At 72.1% G+C, this 14,340-nt stretch carries 17 protein-coding genes and 1 tRNA gene; 8 read left to right on the top strand and 10 right to left on the bottom strand.

Annotation, left to right across the window (positions count from 1 at the left end):
* Positions 1-65: 65 nt before the first annotated feature.
* Genes RM704_RS03745 through RM704_RS03735 form a run of 3 tightly spaced genes read right to left on the bottom strand, consistent with a single transcriptional unit; the run spans position 66 to position 1,767 of the window.
* Entirely contained in the window at positions 66-593 is a 528-nt protein-coding gene (locus RM704_RS03745) for a hypothetical protein (protein WP_311589355.1), read from the bottom strand.
* On the bottom strand, positions 593-1,429 hold the full coding sequence (locus tag RM704_RS03740) for a DUF4388 domain-containing protein (RefSeq protein ID WP_033525447.1): 837 nt from the start codon (positions 1,427-1,429) through the stop codon (positions 593-595). The genes RM704_RS03745 and RM704_RS03740 overlap by 1 nt, the downstream gene beginning before the upstream one ends.
* Positions 1,426-1,767 carry a hypothetical protein gene (locus RM704_RS03735; protein ID WP_033525562.1) on the bottom strand — a complete coding sequence of 114 codons (342 nt, stop codon included), beginning with the start codon at positions 1,765-1,767 and terminating at the stop codon, positions 1,426-1,428. Before RM704_RS03735 ends, RM704_RS03740 begins: the two co-directional genes overlap by 4 nt.
* Before the next feature lie 194 nt (positions 1,768-1,961).
* Here RM704_RS03735 and RM704_RS03730 point away from each other — a divergent pair, with 194 nt between their 5' ends.
* Complete coding sequence (locus tag RM704_RS03730; protein WP_033525448.1) at positions 1,962-2,327, top strand: hypothetical protein; 366 nt, start codon at positions 1,962-1,964, stop codon at positions 2,325-2,327.
* 85 nt (positions 2,328-2,412) lie between these two features.
* On the opposite strand, the gene rsrA is transcribed toward RM704_RS03730, so the two are convergent.
* From rsrA to RM704_RS03710, 4 genes are all read right to left on the bottom strand, one after another.
* Positions 2,413-2,724, bottom strand: a complete 312-nt coding sequence (gene rsrA / locus RM704_RS03725) for a mycothiol system anti-sigma-R factor (RefSeq protein ID WP_033525449.1) — start codon at positions 2,722-2,724, stop codon at positions 2,413-2,415.
* Positions 2,721-3,392 carry an RNA polymerase sigma factor SigR gene (sigR, locus tag RM704_RS03720; RefSeq protein ID WP_033525450.1) on the bottom strand — a complete coding sequence of 224 codons (672 nt, stop codon included), beginning with the start codon at positions 3,390-3,392 and terminating at the stop codon, positions 2,721-2,723. The genes rsrA and sigR overlap by 4 nt, the downstream gene beginning before the upstream one ends.
* Positions 3,393-3,659: 267 nt before the next feature.
* Positions 3,660-4,307 (bottom strand): alpha/beta hydrolase family protein, encoded by a 648-nt coding sequence (locus RM704_RS03715; RefSeq protein WP_033525451.1) that lies wholly within the window; start codon positions 4,305-4,307, stop codon positions 3,660-3,662.
* Position 4,308: 1 nt separating this feature from the next.
* Positions 4,309-5,124 (bottom strand): SOS response-associated peptidase, encoded by an 816-nt coding sequence (locus tag RM704_RS03710; protein WP_078936953.1) that lies wholly within the window; start codon positions 5,122-5,124, stop codon positions 4,309-4,311.
* 104 nt (positions 5,125-5,228) lie between these two features.
* Here RM704_RS03710 and RM704_RS03705 point away from each other — a divergent pair, with 104 nt between their 5' ends.
* The 4 genes from RM704_RS03705 (at position 5,229) to RM704_RS03690 (ending at position 8,932) form a co-directional block, all read left to right on the top strand.
* Positions 5,229-5,951 carry a M50 family metallopeptidase gene (locus tag RM704_RS03705; RefSeq protein ID WP_033525453.1) on the top strand — a complete coding sequence of 241 codons (723 nt, stop codon included), beginning with the start codon at positions 5,229-5,231 and terminating at the stop codon, positions 5,949-5,951.
* Positions 5,952-6,117: 166 nt separating this feature from the next.
* Positions 6,118-7,449 carry a 3-phosphoshikimate 1-carboxyvinyltransferase gene (gene aroA, locus RM704_RS03700; protein ID WP_033525454.1) on the top strand — a complete coding sequence of 444 codons (1,332 nt, stop codon included), beginning with the start codon at positions 6,118-6,120 and terminating at the stop codon, positions 7,447-7,449.
* A 16-nt stretch (positions 7,450-7,465) separates the two neighbouring features.
* The gene (rsgA, locus tag RM704_RS03695) at positions 7,466-8,479 is read left to right on the top strand and encodes a ribosome small subunit-dependent GTPase A (protein ID WP_033525455.1); all 1,014 of its coding nucleotides are present in this window, start codon (positions 7,466-7,468) and stop codon (positions 8,477-8,479) included.
* 129 nt (positions 8,480-8,608) lie between these two features.
* On the top strand, positions 8,609-8,932 hold the full coding sequence (locus RM704_RS03690) for a DMT family transporter (protein ID WP_033525456.1): 324 nt from the start codon (positions 8,609-8,611) through the stop codon (positions 8,930-8,932).
* 69 nt (positions 8,933-9,001) lie between these two features.
* Here RM704_RS03690 and RM704_RS03685 read toward each other — a convergent pair whose 3' ends face one another.
* Positions 9,002-9,619 carry a TetR/AcrR family transcriptional regulator gene (locus RM704_RS03685; protein WP_033525457.1) on the bottom strand — a complete coding sequence of 206 codons (618 nt, stop codon included), beginning with the start codon at positions 9,617-9,619 and terminating at the stop codon, positions 9,002-9,004.
* Between the two features lie 336 nt (positions 9,620-9,955).
* On the opposite strand from RM704_RS03685, the gene hisN reads away from it, so the two are divergent.
* The 3 genes from hisN (at position 9,956) to RM704_RS03670 (ending at position 11,953) form a co-directional block, all read left to right on the top strand.
* A complete protein-coding gene (gene hisN / locus RM704_RS03680) occupies positions 9,956-10,756 on the top strand; it encodes a histidinol-phosphatase (RefSeq protein ID WP_033525458.1) in 801 nt (266 codons plus the stop codon).
* A 152-nt stretch (positions 10,757-10,908) separates the two neighbouring features.
* The gene (locus RM704_RS03675) at positions 10,909-11,301 is read left to right on the top strand and encodes a CBS domain-containing protein (protein WP_033525459.1); all 393 of its coding nucleotides are present in this window, start codon (positions 10,909-10,911) and stop codon (positions 11,299-11,301) included.
* Positions 11,302-11,536: 235 nt separating this feature from the next.
* Positions 11,537-11,953, top strand: a complete 417-nt coding sequence (locus tag RM704_RS03670) for a Fur family transcriptional regulator (RefSeq protein ID WP_033525460.1) — start codon at positions 11,537-11,539, stop codon at positions 11,951-11,953.
* Between the two features lie 118 nt (positions 11,954-12,071).
* On the opposite strand, the gene RM704_RS03665 is transcribed toward RM704_RS03670, so the two are convergent.
* Both RM704_RS03665 and RM704_RS03660 read right to left on the bottom strand, forming a co-directional pair.
* A tRNA-Met gene (locus tag RM704_RS03665) sits at positions 12,072-12,145 on the bottom strand.
* A gap of 114 nt (positions 12,146-12,259) precedes the next feature.
* The gene (locus tag RM704_RS03660) at positions 12,260-14,314 is read right to left on the bottom strand and encodes a tetratricopeptide repeat protein (protein WP_192829576.1); all 2,055 of its coding nucleotides are present in this window, start codon (positions 14,312-14,314) and stop codon (positions 12,260-12,262) included.
* Positions 14,315-14,340: the final 26 nt, after the last annotated feature.

The following is a 14,340-nucleotide window of genomic DNA, read 5'->3' as shown; positions in this document are numbered from 1 at the left end:
ATACGTCTGCGGTGGGTGTGCGGTCCGAGCGGCAGGGGGTGATCGCGGACTTTCCCGTCCCGGGGCTAGGGCCCTTCGGGCAGGTGCCGGTCGGACTCGGGGAGAGCCCGCAGCCCGCGGCGGACACGCCGCAGCATGTCGACGGAGGGTCGGTCGGCGAGGAGTTCCTCGGCCGACAGCAGGGAGATGGGCGGGAACGGGGACGGCACGGCCGGGTTGTCCGGTGTGTCGTCCGCGGCGTCGGGGGGAAGAGGCGCCGCGCCCCGCACGGGTAACGGCGGCGGCTTGGCGGCGACATCACCGGGGCCGGCGGACGACGGCCGTTCTGCGGCCGGTGCGTCGGTCTCGGTGGGCGGTGGCGGTGCCGATCCGGCCGCCGTCCCACCGGACGGGGGCCGTTCCGCCGCGCTGTCACCGGGTTCGGTGGACGGCGGTCGCAGCGCGTTCGTGGGGACGGGCGCTGCGGACGGTGGGGTTTCGGCGGGCGGGACGGGGCGGTCGTCCACGGGTGCTTTCGGCACCGGACGCCGTCGGAGGCGGGCGACCTTGCTGCGTATACGGCGTTTACGGGCCGGGTCCTTGTGGGGGCTCACTACCCGCCCTTCGCTCCGAGGTCTCCGGCAGGAGAGCCTCCACCGGGCCTGCGTCTGGGCAGGGGACCGGCTCTCGGTGACGGTTCGTCCGGTGCCGGCTGTCCCTGGGGGACCCGGGGCGCGGTGCTGGGCCGGCTGTCGGGGGCCGCCCTGGTCTCCCAGTGGACGGCCCGGCGCGCTTCCAGCCGGATGAGGTCCAGCATCACCGCGTACAGCCCGCGCCCCCGGGCGAAGGCGATGTCACGGGGGGTGCGGCGGCCGTTGGCGCTCTCGACGAGGTCCCGGTGGCGCCCGGTCAGCCGCCCGTCGGACTCCGGGGTGTCGGGACCGTCGACGGGTCGGGGCCGGATCCGGGCCAGTTCGCCCGCCGGACCCCATGACCGGGCCAGCAACGCCATACGGCGGGTGGTCTCCTCGGCCAGCGGTCGCGGCTCGACCCCGGGGCGGGCGAGGAGGGCGGGGCGGCGTCCGGTCAGCTCCCAGCCGCCGGGCGGGCTGAGCGCCATGGCGAAGGCCCCGTCGAACACGGCCGCCGTGCAGACCACCTCCAGTTCGGCGGCACCGATCAGACCGGCGGTGATCAGATGCGCGGCGAGCCGGTCCGCGTCGGGTTCGGCCGCGCAGGCCGCCAGCCAGGCGTCGTCGTCGATCCGGCCCGAGGCGAGCAGCGTGGACGTCGCGGTCGGCGCGCCCGGTGTCTCGATCGCTCCGATCAGTCCGTCCCGCAGGTGAATCGTGCCACCGGGGGAACCGGAGACTTCCACCGTGCCGGTGTAGCCCTCCTGATGCAGGGCCTGCAGCAGAGCGGGGACGTTGCGCGCCGAGGGTGTCTTCACGCCAGCACCTCGCGCGCCCGGTCGCCGAGGCTGCGCAGAGCCAGTGCCATGTTCGCGCGGTCACGGTCGAGTCCGGCCGCCAGCAGCAGCGGGTCACCGGCCGTCCGGTCCACGGAGAGCAGTACGTGATGGCGTCGCCTGCTGGTCATGACCACGCTCTCCAACTCCCCCTCGGCCCCCGCCGCGCCGAGCCGATCGGAGATGAGGGTGGCCAGATCCGAGCACTCCGCGCCCGTCCCGGCCTGAGCGGCGTCGCCGGCGACGGCGTAGGTGAGTCCCGTGACCGCGTCGATCAGGGCGAGGCCGGTGACACCGGGCGAGTCGAGAAGCCGGTCCAGGGAGGCCTGGAGCGCGGGCTTCCTTTCCTCAAGTCCCCCCATTCGCCCTCCACGTTGACGCGCCGCACAGTACTTTGAACGCCAACTTCCGTAACACACAGAAAAGTTGATGTTTGTGACCGGTGAGTCACTCGTGTCGATCGTAGTTGGCCGGACAGTGACCGGTCAGCAGCACTGAGGAATTGGGGCAGCAAATGAACATCGAGACGGCACTCAAAGAAGCCATGGCCCTCGACGGTCCGGTCGGTGTCGCGCTGGTCGACTACGAGAGCGGTATGTCACTCGGCTCCCTCGGTGGCGGGCAGCACCTCGACCTGGAGCTCGCGGCGGCCGGCAACACCGAGGTGGTGCGCTCCAAGATGCGCACGCTGGCCTCGCTGGACATGGACGACGTGATCGAGGACATCCTGATCACACTGGGCCGGCAGTACCACCTGATCCGCCCGCTGAGCAGCAGCAAGGGATCGCTCTTCCTCTACCTGGCGCTGGACCGCACCCGCAGCAACCTGGCGCTGGCCCGGCACGGCCTGAAGCGCATCGAGAGCGGCCTGGAGGTCTGAGGCCGCCGCGCCACCGCGCTCCGCACACGACTGAGCCCGTTCGGGGGCTGCCGGTCGGCAGCCCCCGAACGGGCTCAGAAAAAGGTCAGCTCTCCTGCGGCGTGACCGGCGAGGCCGTCACATCATGCTCGGGAACGGTCTGTCCCGATCGGATCAGATCGATCCTGCCCATCACCTTGGCGCGCAGATCGGTGGGCACGTCGTCCTGCCCGCAACACCGCTTCACCAGCTTCTTGACGGCCTGCTCGAGCCCGTACTTCTCCAGGCAGGGCGAGCACTCCTCGAAGTGGTGCTCGAACTTGGTGCAGTCGGAGTCGGGCATCTCCCGATCGAGGAACTCGTAGAGATGATCGAGGATCTCGCTGCAATCCGTCTCATGCGGCTCTCCGCAGCTCATGAGCCCGAGCCTTTCGCTTCGTTCGACTCTCCGGCGCCGGCCGGGACAAGCCCGCGGTCACGGGCGTAGTCCTCGAGCATGCCGCGCAGTTGACGGCGGCCCCGGTGCAGCCGGGACATCACCGTACCGATGGGTGTCCCCATGATGTCGGCGATCTCCTTGTACGCAAAGCCCTCGACATCGGCGAGATAGACGGCGATGCGGAACTCCTCGGGGATCGCCTGCAGCGCCGCCTTCACGTCCGAGTCGGGCAGGTGGTCGAGCGCCTGCGACTCGGCGGAGCGCAGCCCTGTCGACATGTGCGACTCGGCGCGCGCCAGCTGCCAGTCCTCGATCTCCTCGGCCGCGCTGCGCTGGGGTTCGCGCTGCTTCTTGCGGTACGAGTTGATGAAGGTGTTCGTGAGGATGCGGTACAGCCAGGCCTTCAGGTTGGTGCCCTCACGGAACTGGTGGAAGGACGCGTACGCCTTCGCGTACGTCTCCTGCACCAGGTCCTCGGCATCGGCCGGGTTGCGCGTCATGCGCAGCGCGGCCGAGTACATCTGGTCGAGGAATTCCAGAGCATCCCGCTCGAACCGGGCGCTGCGGTCCGCGGCGGTCTCGGTGCCCTCGGGCTGCTCCGCCTGGCCCCGTTCGGTCCCTGCGTCGGTCCCAGTGACCGGACCCACCTCCTCCAGCGTCTGGGCGATACCGAAACCGGTACCACCAGAATCGGAGGATAGACGACGATCCATGCCCGCCGCCGCCCGAACAGGCGCGCTCTTGGCCGCGTGCAGCACCGTCCAGTCCAGGTCAGCGCGGCTGCTGCGGCTCGGGCAATAGGTCGAACCCATGCGGCGGACTTCCTCTCCTACGGCGGTCAGCACGGTCCTTCGCGCTGTCTGATCCGCACAACAGAGGCCTGTCGCTCCGCATTCCCGCCACCACCGGACGGGTCATCGGAGTGACGCGATCCACTCCACGACACCCTCGGTGATCACCGTCAGCGCCTCGTCCTGCCCGAGGGGAGCCCGCTTCGGCACGGCGAACCCGTGATCGCCGTACGGCACCTCCACGAGGCCGTACGCACCGTCCGGGAACTCCTCCGGCCTGCCGAACGGATCGTTCCCGCCCTGGACGACCAGCGTGGGCACCCCGGCCCCGAGCAGCTCGTCGGCCCGGGACTTCTCCGGTCTGCCCGGCGGATGCAGCGGAAAACTCAGCGCCAGTACGGCCGCCGCGCCCAGCTCCGCCGCCGTACGGCAGGCCACGCGGGCCCCGGCACTCCGCCCGCCGGCGATCACCGGGAGCCCCGGCTTCGCCAGCGCGGGCCACAGGCCCCGCCAGCCCACGTCCAGCGTTCTGGGCGCGGGCGCGAGCTTCTTCCCCGCCACCCGCCACGGCTGCTCCACCAGGGCGACGGTCACGCCGTGCGCGGGGAGGACGGCGGCGAGGGCCCGCAGATCCCGGGCCTCGACGCCACCGCCGGCGCCGTGGCTGACGGCGAGCACGAAGCCCGGCCTCCCGGCCTCGTACCAGCTGACGCGGCCGGTACCGGCCTCGGTGTCGATCTCTTCCCGCGCTGATGCCTCGATCTCGGTCACGTCAGAAGAGTGTGCCCTCCTCGGGCCCCTCCAGCTCCTTCAGCAGCTCCGGGCCGTTGTTGCGGACGTTGCTGACGGCCGTGGTGACGGGGTAGGCCCGCATCAGCCCGGCGGGCGGCGGTTCGAGCAGCCCGCGCAGGGCGTCGGGGTCCGTACGCGCCGGATCGAGCCAGTCGTCCCAGCGGTCGGGCGTCAGCATCAGCGGCATCCGGGGGTGGATCTCGGCCAACGCGTGCGGACCGTCCTCCGGTGCCACCGCCAGCGGGCTCGTCTCGGCCTCCGTCGTGATCACCGAGCAGGTCGCCCACCAGGCCTGCGGATGGTCGTCCGGCAGTGTCCTGTCCCGCCAGAACTCGTAGAGCCCGGCCATCGCGAAGACCGAGCCGTCCGCCGGGAGCACGAAGTACGGCTGCTTGCGCGGCCGCTTCTTCTTCCCCTCCACCTCCAGGTCCCGCTCCCCCTTGCCGGTGACCCACTCGAAGTAGCCGTCGGCGGGCAGGATGCAACGCCGGGCGGCGAAGGCACGGCGGTACGACGGCTTCTCGTGCACGGTCTCCGCACGGGCGTTGATCATCCGCGCGGCGCCCTCGGGGCTCTTGGACCAGGAGGGGACCAGCCCCCACTTCAGCTTCCGCAGCTGGCGAACCGGCCGCTTGTCGTCGGCGTCCTTCAAAGGACGGTCGAGAACCGCGTAGACCTCCTTGGTGGGAGCCACGTTGAAATCCGGCTCCAGGGTCTCCTCCGGGTCCCACTTCTCGATCTCAAAGATTCCTGCGAGATCCTCGGGCCTACGACTCGACGCATACCGTCCGCACATAAGTGCCACACTGCCAGGCCCACCCGTCACCCGACCACCACCCCCGACGATGGCGCCACGCGCCAGCACCTGTCGACAGCGACCCGAGGGAGCCACCGCAGAACATGGAAAGCACCGCAGCCACCTCGCTGGCCTCCTTGTGGGACGAGGTCTTCGGCACTCAGCCCGACCCCGACCTCTGGGTCGTCATAGCCACCGCGGTCGCCGCGCTCGCGGCGATCGTCCCGCACAGCGTCTGGCGGCTCTCGCGCAACGCCATCACCATCGCGCACGAGGGCGGCCACGGACTGGTCGCGCTGCTCACCGGCCGCACCCTCACCGGCATCCGGCTGCACTCCGACACCAGCGGCCTCACGGTCAGCCGTGGCAAGCCCACCGGCCTCGGCATGATCCTCACCGCCGCCGCCGGCTACACGGCTCCCCCGCTCCTCGGCCTCGGCGGCGCCGCCCTGCTCGGCTCCGGCCGCATCACCCTGCTCCTCTGGCTCGCCACGATCCTGCTGGTCGCCATGCTGGTCATGATCCGCAACGCCTACGGCGCCCTGACGGTCCTCGTCACCGGCGGCACCTTCGTCGTCGTCTCCTGGCTGGCGGGCCCCCAGGTACAGGCCGCCTTCGCCTACGCGGTGGTCTGGTTCCTGCTGCTGGGGGGCGTACGCCCGGCGTTCGAACTCCAGGCGAAGCGCCGCCGGGGAGGGGCCGGCGACTCCGACGCCGACCAGCTCTCCCGCCTGACCCACCTCCCGGCGACGGTGTGGCTGGTGATGTTCCACGTGGTGTCGCTCTGCGCCCTGATGGGCGGCGGCCGCTGGCTGCTGGACCTCTGAGATCCGGCGAAGCCGGGGGCCACAGGCGCGCCCCGCGAGGGGCGCGGCCGTATCGGTGTGCGGCTCCGCCGTGCGGGCGCGACCAGCCACAACGGACCCGCGGACAAAAGCCGACCCTGGTTCCCCGGCGCGACCCGGCGGAGCGAACCCCCACTAAAGTGGGCTCATGGCCCTGAACGCACAGCCCGCCCTCTGGCCCGCCCCCGCCGCGAGCGGAGCCGTCGACGCGACGGTCCACGTCCCGGGGTCCAAATCGGTCACCAACCGTGCCCTCGTCCTCGCCGCCCTCGCGAGCGAACCCGGCTGGCTGCGCCGCCCTCTCCGCTCCCGTGACACCCTCCTCATGGCGGGCGCCCTGCGCGCGATGGGCGTCGGCATCGAGGAGACCGTCTCCTCCAGTTCCTCCGGCGCGGGCGGCTCCGGCGAGGCCTGGCGCGTCCTGCCCACCGGCCTGCACGGCCCGGCCACCGTCGACGTCGGCAACGCGGGCACGGTCATGCGCTTCCTCCCCCCGGTGGCGGCCCTGGCCGACGGCCCCATCCGCTTCGACGGCGACCCCCGCTCCTACGAGCGCCCCCTGAACGGCGTGATCGACGCGCTGCGCCTCCTCGGCGCCCGGATCGACGACGACGGCCGGGGCGCGCTCCCCCTGACGGTCCACGGCGGCGGCGCCCTGGACGGCGGCCCGGTGGCGATCGACGCGTCCTCCTCGTCGCAGTTCGTCTCGGCGCTCCTCCTCTCGGCCCCCCGCTTCAACCAGGGCGTCGAGGTCCGCCACACCGGCGCGACTCTGCCTTCTCTCCCCCACATCCGGATGACCGTGGACATGCTGCGCTCGGTGGGCGCGCAGGTGGACACCCCGGAGTCGGGCGGCGAGCCGAACGTCTGGCGGGTCACGCCGGGCGCCCTGCTGGGCCGCGACCTCACGATCGAGCCGGACCTCTCCAACGCGCAGCCGTTCCTGGCGGCGGCCCTGGTGACCGGGGGCAAGGTCGTCGTGCCCGACTGGCCGGCGCGCACCACCCAGCCCGGTGACCAGCTCCGCGACATCTTCACGGAGATGGGCGGCGCCTGCGAACTGACCGAGTACGGACTGGTGTTCACCGGTTCGGGCGCGATCCACGGCATCGACGTGGACCTGAGCGAGGTGGGCGAGCTGACCCCGGGCATCGCGGCGGTGGCCGCCCTCGCCGACTCCCCCTCCACGCTGCGCGGCGTGGCCCACCTCCGCCTGCACGAGACGGACCGCCTGGCCGCGCTCACCAAGGAGATCAACGAACTCGGCGGCGACGTCACCGAGACCGCCGACGGCCTCCACATCCGCCCCCGTCCACTGCACGGCGGTGTCTTCCACACCTACGACGACCACCGCATGGCCACCGCCGGTGCGATCATCGGCCTGGCCGTGGAGGGTGTGCAGATCGAGAATGTGGCGACGACGGCCAAGACGCTGCCGGACTTCCCCGAAATGTGGACCGGGATGCTGGGGAAGAACTGACGGGCGGACCGGGATCATGCGCCGTTACGGCAAGCACACCGACGAGGACGACATCCGCAGCCGCCCGAACCGCAAGGGCAACCGTCCCCGGACGAACATCCGCCCGAAGCACGAGGACGCCGCCGAGGGCATGGTCCTCACGGTCGACCGGGGCCGGCTGACCTGTCTCGTCGAGGACCGTGTCGTCTTCGCGATGAAGGCCCGTGAACTGGGCCGCAAGGCCGCGGTCGTCGGCGACACCGTGGCCCTCGTGGGCGACCTCTCCGGCAAGAAGGACACGCTGGCACGGATCGTCCGCATCGCGGGCCGCACGTCGGTCCTGCGCCGCACGGCCGACGACGACGACCCCTACGAGCGCGTCGTCGTCGCCAACGCCGACCAACTCGCCATCGTCACCGCCCTCGCCGACCCCGAGCCCCGCCCCCGCCTCATCGACCGCTGCCTGGTGGCGGCCTACGACGGCGGCCTCGCCCCCCTCCTCGTCCTCACGAAGTCGGACCTGGCCTCCCCGGACAAACTCCTGGAGCTCTACGGCGACATCGACATCCCGTACGTCGTGACGAGCCGCGAGGAGCTGGAGACGGGCGGCGCCGCCGACCGTGTGCGCGAACACCTCGCCGGCAAGGTCACGGCGTTCGTCGGTCACTCGGGCGTCGGCAAGACGACCCTGGTGAACGCCCTCGTCCCGGAGGACCGGCGCCGTATCACGGGCCACGTCAACGCGGTGACCGGCCGCGGCCGGCACACCACGACCTCCGCGCTCGCCCTCCCCCTCGCGGACTCCGACGGCGGCTGGGTCGTGGACACCCCCGGCGTGCGTTCGTTCGGCCTCGCGCACGTCGATCCGTCGCGAGTGATCAACGCCTTCCCGGACCTGGTGCCGGGCACGGAGGGCTGCCCGCGCGCGTGCAGTCACGACGAGCAGGACTGCGCGCTGGACCAGTGGGTGGCGGACGGTCACGCGGACCCGGCCCGGCTCTACTCCCTGCGCAGGCTGCTCTCGACGCGCGAACGACGGGAAGGCGACTGACCTCCGCGTTGTTTGCGCCCCCGTCCACCCGGTAAGTGCATAATCGCACCGAGTCGGACCCAGACCAGACGAGATCAGCCGAGAACAGACGAAGCGGTCACGGAACGTGGGCACACGGGAGGACGAGACATGGCGTGGCTGCTGGTGGTCGTGGCGGGGTTTCTGGAGACCGGATTCGCCGTCTGTCTGAAACTCTCGCACGGCTTCACCAGACTCTGGCCCACGGTCGCGTTCTGCGTCTTCGCCCTCGGCAGCTTCGGCCTGCTGACCCTCTCCCTGAAGAAGCTCGACGTCGGCCCCGCCTACGCCGTCTGGACGGGCATCGGCGCGGCCGGCACCGCGATCTACGGGATGATCTTCCTCGGCGACGTCGTGTCGACCTTGAAGATCGTCTCGATCACCCTGGTGATCGTGGGAGTCGTGGGACTCCAACTGTCTGGCTCGGCACACTAGTTGGCCCCGCACGTCACTTCGGCGACTTCGCCCCGCCTGGTTCGCCCCGCACGTCACCGCTGGCGCCGGCTAGCCGAGAGTCCGACTGAGCTGGCGGGGCAGGGCCGTCCGCACGAGATCCGTGACTCCCCCTTCGACCGGGGGCGCCGCCACGCACGAGAGGGCGAGCCGGACCGCGAGCTCACAGGACCGGGCGAGTTCCGCCGCGTCGGACCGGGGGGTGCCGGGCGCGGACAGCACGGCCACGGCCCGCTCGCGCACCAGGGCCACGAAGTCGGCGGGCGCGGGCAGCGGTCCGTCCGCGCGGCGCTGCGCGGGCACCGCGGAGGACGAGCGCACCGCGGCGAGCGTCGGTGACGGCAGACGCTCGCTCCAGCATCCGGTGAGCATGGCGCGAACCAGCGCGTTGTTGCGGGAGGCCGCCACGGTCCACTCGGCGGTCGCGGCGAGCCGGTCCCGGGAGTCCGCGGGGGTGGCCAGCGCCCGCTCGACGCCCGCCAGATAGCCGTCCGCTTCCCTGCGGACCAGGGCCCTGGCGAGCCCGTCCTTGCTGCCGAACTCGTTGTACAGCGTCTGACGTGACACTCCGGCCACCGCCGCCACGTCCACCATGCGCACGGCGGACCACGGCCGACGCACCAGCGCCGTGTAAGCGGCGTCCAACAAGGATTCCCGCGCTGCAGGCATCATCGCCTCCCTAAAAGCGAGCGGGCGGCTCTGGCCCTCAGATTTGACGCGCATCAAGTCACTGTCAAGGGTTCACGGCGCTCCCGAGGGGCGCACACCGGCCAACGTGCGCGGCACGCTCCGCCGACGCCCGAGACCCCACACCGAAGAGAAGTACGAGCCCCCGTAACGCCACCCCACCGGACGGACAGCACCCCCTCGTGTGCCCACCACCACGGCCGACATGCGCGGGGCTCGGTGGCGGCCCACCGCGCCGCCGCTCGGACCACCGCGCCCCCGACCGACCCCCGGCCCCCCTGTAGCCCCGCACCGACCTCGGCGGATACCGTTCGCCACATGGCCGATTACCTCGACGACCTCCGTCTCGCCCACGTCCTCGCGGACGCCGCCGACGCGACCACCATGTCCCGCTTCAAGGCCCTCGACCTGAAGGTCGAGACGAAGCCCGACATGACCCCGGTGAGCGAGGCCGACAAGGCCGCCGAGGAACTGATCCGCGGCCAACTCCAGCGCGCCCGCCCCCGGGACGCCATCCTCGGCGAGGAGTACGGCGTCGAGGGCACCGGCCCCCGCCGCTGGGTCGTCGACCCCATCGACGGCACCAAGAACTACGTCCGCGGCGTCCCCGTCTGGGCCACCCTGATCTCCCTGACGGAGGCGGCCGAGGGCGGCTACCAGCCCGTCGTCGGCGTGGTGTCCGCCCCCGCGCTCGGCCGCCGCTGGTGGGCCGCGAAGGGCCACGGCGCCTTCACCGGCCGCAGCCTGAGCTCGGCCTCGCGCCTGCACGTCTCCCGCGTCGCCGATCTGCGGGACGCCTCCTTCTCGTACTCCTCCCTCAGCGGCTGGGAGGAGCGCGGCCTCCTCAACGGCTTCCTGGACCTGACCCGCGAGGTGTGGCGCACCCGCGCGTACGGCGACTTCTGGCCGTACATGATGGTCGCCGAGGGTTCCGTGGACATCTGCGCCGAACCCGAACTCTCCCTCTGGGACATGGCCGCCAACGCGATCATCGTCACCGAGGCGGGCGGCAGCTTCACCGGACTGGACGGCCGCCCCGGCCCGCACAGCGGCAACGCGGCGGCATCGAACGGTCTCCTCCACGACGAGCTCCTGGGCTATCTGAACGAGCGCCACTGAGCCCTGGAGCAACCCGAGGCGCCCCGAACTGACCACGCCCGCCCCCTTGTTGACCTCCGCTTTACCTGCCACATTGAGAGTCCCCCCACTTGTGAACTTGTGAATCCTTGAACAATCCGTTCACCGGATTCCCTAGGAGGTGGCTGAACTCCATGCTCGTCCGCGACGCCATGAGCACAGTGGTCCTCACCATCGGCCCCGATCACACCCTCCGCCAGGCCGCCGCCCTGATGGCGGCTCGCCGGATCGGCGCGGCCGTGGTCCTCGACCCGGACGCCGGCGGACTCGGCATCCTGACCGAACGCGACGTCCTCATCTCCGTCGGCCTGGGCCAGAGCCCCGACGCCGAACGCGCCCACGCCCACACCACCACCGACGTCGTGTTCGCCACGCCGTCCTGGACCCTGGAGGAAGCGGCCCGCGCCATGGCCCACGGCGGCTTCCGCCATCTGATCGTCCTCGACGAGGGCGCCCCCATCGGCATCGTCTCGGTCCGCGACATCATCCGCTGCTGGGCACCCGCCCGACAGCACGCACCGGCATAGCCGCCGACCCCGGACGCACGAACGGGCCGGGAGTCTCCTACGAGATCCCGGCCCGCCCCAACGGCAAGCGGTCCAACCCCGGTCGGCCGCACAGGGCCTGGACGGCGACCTCCAGGCGCTTGCCGAAGCCTGCGTCGATCAAGCGAGATCCTACATTGGACATAATCCAAGTCAAGTCAAGCTCTAAAGTCACACCCGTTCGGGATCTGGTTCCGCTGCTGTTACGCTGACCGGTATGAGTGACCTTCTGGAGCGGCTGCGCGGACGCGGATGGCGTATGACCGCGCAGCGGCGTGTCGTGGCCGAGGTCCTCGACGGCGAACACGTCCATCTGACGGCCGACGAGGTGCACGCGCGCGCTGTCGCCAAGCTGCCCGAGATCTCCCGGGCGACCGTCTACAACACCCTCGGTGAGCTGGTCTCCCTCGGCGAGGTGCTCGAGGTCGCCACGGACAGGCGCGCCAAGCGGTACGACCCGAACGCGCACCGTCCGCACCACCACCTGGTCTGCGCCCAGTGCGGCACGATCCGCGACGTGCACCCGACGGGCAACCCGCTGGCCGACCTCCCCGCCTCCGAGCGCTTCGGCTTCTCCGTCTCGGACGTGGAGGTCACCTACCGAGGCGTCTGCCCGACCTGCACCAAGGCATAGCCTCACCACCGAACGACCGAAGCCCCCGGCTCCACTGCCGGGGGCTCTCTTTTCGTCGCGCGTGCACGAGAACACCGATGGCCCGGAACCAAACTGGTTCCGGGCCATCGGTCTTCAGTAGCGGGGACAGGATTTGAACCTGCGACCTCTGGGTTATGAGCCCAGCGAGCTACCGAGCTGCTCCACCCCGCGGCGATGAACAGAACACTACGTCACCCCTGCCGACCAGAGCAAATCCATTAAGGCCGCCCTCTGACCAGCACCGCCGCAGGCCCCTGCGGCAGGTCCCGAGGCGACCCGGGCCCCCTACGCCGACAGCTCGTCCCGCAGCGCGTCCCGCAACCGCGCCGCCCGCTCCGCCACCTCCGCCGGGCCGAGCGCCACGGCCCGATCGGCCCACCGCTTGCCCTCCGCCAGCTCACCCCGACGCGCGTAGACGAGCGCGAGCCGCAACGCCGCCCGCCCGTGCCCCGCGTCGGCGGCGCGGGCCCACCAGACCGCGGCCTCCGGCTCGCTGCCCTCCCGAGCCAGCAGCAGCCCCAGATTGAACGCCCCGTTCCGCGACCCGGACTCCGCCGCGACCCGGTACCACCGCGCCGCCTCGACCACGTCCCCCCGTCCGGCCGCCAGCATCCCGACCCGCACCTGCGCCCGACGGTGCCCCTGCGAAGCGGCCCTCTCGTACCACTCCTCGCACTCGTTCTTCTCCCGCACGGGCTCCCCCAGCTCATGCGCGGGCGCGGGCGGACGGCGCGCGTCGAGCACGGCGGCCAGCCGGTACGCGGCCTCCGCGCTCCCCCCGCCGGCGGCACACCGCAGGTGGCGCTCGGCGGCCCGCTCGTCACCGTCCCGCAGCCGCGCTATGGCGACCTGGAGTGCCGCCTCGGTGTGCCCGGCCGCGGCCGCCCGCTCGTACCAGACCAGCGCCGTCGTGTCGTCTCCCCGCCCGGCGAACAGAATGCCCAGGTTGAAGGCGGCGTCGACGCTGCCGGCCTCCGCGGCCTTGGAGAACCACGGCTCCGCGCCGGACGCGTCGCCGACCTGGAGCAGCAGGATGGCCAGCGCGTTCGCCGCTTCCCGGTGCCCGGCGTACGCGGCACGCCGGTACCACTGCTCGGCCTGCGCGGTCCGCCCCTGCTCGGCGCAGAGCAGCCCGAGGTTGAACGCGCCGTTGACGTCCCCGGCGTCCATCGCGGCCCGGTACCAGCGCTCGGCGGTCTGTGTCTCGCCGCGCTCGGCGTGCAGCGCGCCCAGCGCGTTCGCCGCGTTCCCGTCGCCGTCCTGGGCGGCCCGCAGCCACCACACGGCCGCGCTCTCGGTGTCGCCGGCGTCGCGCAGCAGGAACCCGAGCGCGCACGCGGCGCGCGGCTCGCCGTCCTTGGCGGAGGTCAGGTACCAGCGCCCGGCCTCTTTGAGCTCGCCGCGCCGCTCCAGGATCGCCCCGAGGTGCAGCGCGGCCCGCCGGTGCCCGCGCGCGGCGGCCTGCCGGTACCACTGCTCGGCCTCCTCGGCGGCACTCGTCCCGACACCGTTGTCGGTGCCGCGTCCCCCCGCGCCCACGGCAGGCCCGCCCTCACGCACGGCAGCACGCCCGTCCCGCGCGGGGCCACGACCCTCGCGTCCCCCGCGTCCCGCGTCACGCCCTTCTCGCACCGCTTCGCGGCCGCCGCTCCCGATCTCGAGCGCCGCGCGCGCGATCTTCCGCCCCTCGCGCGCGGCGGCGCGCTCCTCCTGCTCCGCACGCTTGTCGAGCACCCGCGCGAGCCGGTACGCGGCCTCGCGGTGCCCGCGCTCGGCGGCCACTCTCATCCACCGCTCGGCGGCGGCGTCACTGCGGTGCTCCAGCAGGTCGGCGAGCGCGTACGCCCCCAGGGCGTGCCCCTGCTCGGCGGACTGGCGCAGCCAGTATTCGGCGGCCGGTTCGTCACCACGCTCGCGATGGTGCCGGCCGAGCGCGTGCGCGGCCGCGGCGGAACCGGCGACGGCCGCGACCCGCCACCAGCTGGCGGCCTCGTCGGCGTACCCACGCTGGTGCAGCAGGACACCCAGGTTGTTGGCGGCCGCGCGGTCCCCGGCGGCCGTGGCACCCCGCAGGCAGGGCTCGGCTCCGTCGAGGTCGCCGCGGCGCAGCAGCATGGCGCCGAGGACACTCATCGCCTCGGTGTCGCCTGCTTCCGCGGCGAGCCGCTGACGTGCCTCCTCGACGGCGTCCCCCGTCTCGTCCTCGTCCGCTGCCCCCACGGACTCGACCGACGAGGCGGGCTCGGCGGGCACCACGAAGTCGGCAGGCAGCGCAATGTCGGCAGGCTGCGCAAACCGCCCTGTCTCCAACAGAGTTGCCTTGTCCCCCATAACGTCCATCGTCGCACCACCTGCAACCTGGGTAC

Source organism: Streptomyces gottesmaniae (assembly GCF_031845845.1).
Taxonomy (GTDB): Bacteria; Actinomycetota; Actinomycetes; order Streptomycetales; family Streptomycetaceae; genus Streptomyces; species Streptomyces akebiae.
Note: the sequence above shows the minus strand (reverse complement) of the source record. Positions and strands in the feature narration are given on the sequence as shown.

Coding starts and splice junctions, on each gene's coding strand:
- RM704_RS03730 (WP_033525448.1), top strand. CDS start 1,962: ATGAACATCGAGACGGCACTCAAAGAAGCCATGGCCCTCGACGGTCCG.
- rsrA (WP_033525449.1), bottom strand. CDS start 2,724: ATGAGCTGCGGAGAGCCGCATGAGACGGATTGCAGCGAGATCCTCGAT.
- RM704_RS03710 (WP_078936953.1), bottom strand. CDS start 5,124: ATGTGCGGACGGTATGCGTCGAGTCGTAGGCCCGAGGATCTCGCAGGA.
- RM704_RS03705 (WP_033525453.1), top strand. CDS start 5,229: ATGGAAAGCACCGCAGCCACCTCGCTGGCCTCCTTGTGGGACGAGGTC.
- aroA (WP_033525454.1), top strand. CDS start 6,118: ATGGCCCTGAACGCACAGCCCGCCCTCTGGCCCGCCCCCGCCGCGAGC.
- rsgA (WP_033525455.1), top strand. CDS start 7,466: ATGCGCCGTTACGGCAAGCACACCGACGAGGACGACATCCGCAGCCGC.
- RM704_RS03690 (WP_033525456.1), top strand. CDS start 8,609: ATGGCGTGGCTGCTGGTGGTCGTGGCGGGGTTTCTGGAGACCGGATTC.
- RM704_RS03685 (WP_033525457.1), bottom strand. CDS start 9,619: ATGCCTGCAGCGCGGGAATCCTTGTTGGACGCCGCTTACACGGCGCTG.
- hisN (WP_033525458.1), top strand. CDS start 9,956: ATGGCCGATTACCTCGACGACCTCCGTCTCGCCCACGTCCTCGCGGAC.
- RM704_RS03675 (WP_033525459.1), top strand. CDS start 10,909: ATGCTCGTCCGCGACGCCATGAGCACAGTGGTCCTCACCATCGGCCCC.
- RM704_RS03670 (WP_033525460.1), top strand. CDS start 11,537: ATGAGTGACCTTCTGGAGCGGCTGCGCGGACGCGGATGGCGTATGACC.
- RM704_RS03660 (WP_192829576.1), bottom strand. CDS start 14,314: ATGGACGTTATGGGGGACAAGGCAACTCTGTTGGAGACAGGGCGGTTT.